Source organism: Streptomyces sp. NPDC055078 (genome assembly GCF_053607985.1).
Genome location: NZ_JBSGUP010001088.1, coordinates 1 through 1,487 on the forward strand (window position 1 = coordinate 1; position 1,487 = coordinate 1,487).

1 protein-coding gene and 1 pseudogene are annotated in these 1,487 nt (G+C 75.1%); both read right to left on the reverse strand.

The features are described from left to right. On the reverse strand, window positions 1-1,119 hold a 1,119-nt coding region (locus ACWF94_RS40350; RefSeq protein WP_453500257.1), incomplete at its 3' end, for a CaiB/BaiF CoA transferase family protein. Further along, window positions 1,116-1,487, reverse strand: a pseudogene (locus ACWF94_RS40355) (aldehyde dehydrogenase (NADP(+))); the annotation flags it as partial. The gene ACWF94_RS40350 and the pseudogene ACWF94_RS40355, both read right to left, overlap by 4 nt.

Genomic DNA, 1,487 nt, shown 5'->3' on the forward strand with positions numbered 1-1,487 from the left:
GGCGCGTACCGCATCGCCGTGTTCGTCCAGCCGGGGCGGCGCCGCCGCCCCCCGGACCAGGCCGGTGGAGTAGGTGACGGGATGCCGGGGCGCGGGTGTCCCGCCGCCGGCCGGGGCCACGGTGGGCGAAAGACCCAGCTCCTCGGCGAGGGCGAACCCGTCCGCGATCGTGCCGACCTTCCCGGCCGGTACGCCCGCCTCGGTGAGCCGCGCCTGCCAGTCGGCGGCGTCGGCGTTCGCGAGACGCTCCTCCAGGGCCGCCACCAGCTCCTCGCGGTGACCGACCCGGGCGGGGTTGGTGGCGAAGGGCTCGTCGTCGGCCAGCTCCGCCGCGCCGAGCGTGGCCGCCAGCCGGGCGAACTGGCCGTCGTTGCCACAGGCGACCGCCAGCAGTCCGTCGCGGCAGCGCAGCGTCTCGTAGGGGGCGATCGAAGGATGACGATTCCCCATCCGCCCCGGCGCGCGGCCGGTCTCCAGACAGCTCTGGGCCTGGTTCACCAGGGAGCCCAGCAGGCTGGAGAGCAGATTGACCTCCACCCGGCAGCCGCGTCCGGTCCGCGCCCGGTCCGCCAGCGCCGCCAGTACGCCGATCGCGGCGTCCTTGCCGGTGAGGACGTCGACCAGGGCGACACCGGCCTTCACCGGGTCGCCGTCGCTCTCGCCCGTGATGCTCATCAGCCCGCCCAGGGCCTGGACGACGAAGTCGTAGCCCAGCAGTCCGGCACCCGCGCCGCTGCCGAAGCCGGTGACCGAGCAGTACACCACCCCCGGGTTGACGGCGGCCACCTGCTCGTAGCCGAGGCCCAGCCGCTCCAGTGAGCCCGTACGGAAGTTCTCCACCACGACGTCGGCGCGGTGGGCCAGCTCCCGGGCCAGGGCGCGGTCGGCGTCGTCGGCCAGATCCAGGGCGACGCCCAGCTTGGTGCGGTTGACACTCTCGAAGTACGTCGTGGACGTGGCCGACCAGGGCGGTCCCCAGGACCGGGTGTCGTCACCGGAACCCGGCCGCTCCACCTTGACGACCGTCGCGCCCAGGTCCGCCAGGGTCATGGTGCACAGCGGCCCGGCCAGCACCCGGCTGAAGTCCGCGACCAGTACGCCGTCCAGGGGCCCGCTCATGCTCCGCCTCCCGTCGCACCGGCCGTCGCCGCCACCGGAAGTCCGTCCAGCCACCGGACCACACCCCAGGGGTTGTGGTCGCGCAGTGCCTCGGGCAGCGCCGCCCGGGGCACGTCCTGATAGACGACCGGGCGGGTGAAGCGGTCCAGCGCGCCCGCCCCGACGCTGGTGGCGTCCGGTCTGCTGGTCGCGGGCCAGGGGCCGCCGTGCTGCTGCGCCCAGGAGGTGGCGACCCCGGTCGGCCAGCCGTCCACGACCACCCGCCCGGACCGTCCGGCCAGCCGCTCCACGAGCCACGGCAGATCGGGGTCGGCCGGTCCGCCGGAGATCACCGAGGCGGCCAGGGACGGCTGGAGCGCGTCCAGCGC